Source organism: Vibrio sp. 1562 (assembly GCF_033340155.1).
In the GTDB taxonomy this organism is placed as follows: domain Bacteria; phylum Pseudomonadota; class Gammaproteobacteria; order Enterobacterales; family Vibrionaceae; genus Vibrio; species Vibrio alginolyticus.
Window position 1 is genome coordinate 1 of record NZ_JAWOVY010000791.1, and the last position, 513, is coordinate 513.

General features: G+C 48.7%; 1 pseudogene. It reads left to right on the forward strand.

What is annotated here, in order from left to right:
- Positions 1–513, forward strand: a pseudogene (gene ispH / locus R7Z49_RS27695) (4-hydroxy-3-methylbut-2-enyl diphosphate reductase); the annotation flags it as partial.

Here is a 513-nt window from a genome sequence, read left to right on the forward strand (position 1 = left end):
ATCCTATTAGCTAACCCACGCGGTTTTTGTGCTGGTGTTGACCGTGCGATTAGCATCGTAGAGCGTGCGCTAGAGCTGTATCAACCACCGATTTATGTTCGCCATGAAGTGGTACATAACCGTTTTGTGGTTGAGGGGCTAAAGCAACGAGGCGCTATCTTCGTTGAAGAGCTACATGAAGTGCCTGACAACAACATCGTGATTTTCTCTGCTCATGGTGTATCGCAAGCGGTTCGCCAAGAAGCAAAACAGCGTGATCTGACGGTATTTGATGCAACCTGCCCATTGGTAACGAAAGTTCATATGGAAGTTGCGCGTGCAAGCCGCCGCAATATGGAAGTGGTTCTGATTGGTCATGCTGGTCACCCAGAAGTCGAAGGTACCATGGGTCAGTACTCAAGCGAAACTGGCGGCATGTACTTAGTGGAAACTCCTGCGGACGTTGAGAAACTAAAAGCGATCGTGAAAGATCCATCGGATCTGCACTATGTAAGCCAAACCACATTGTCTGTC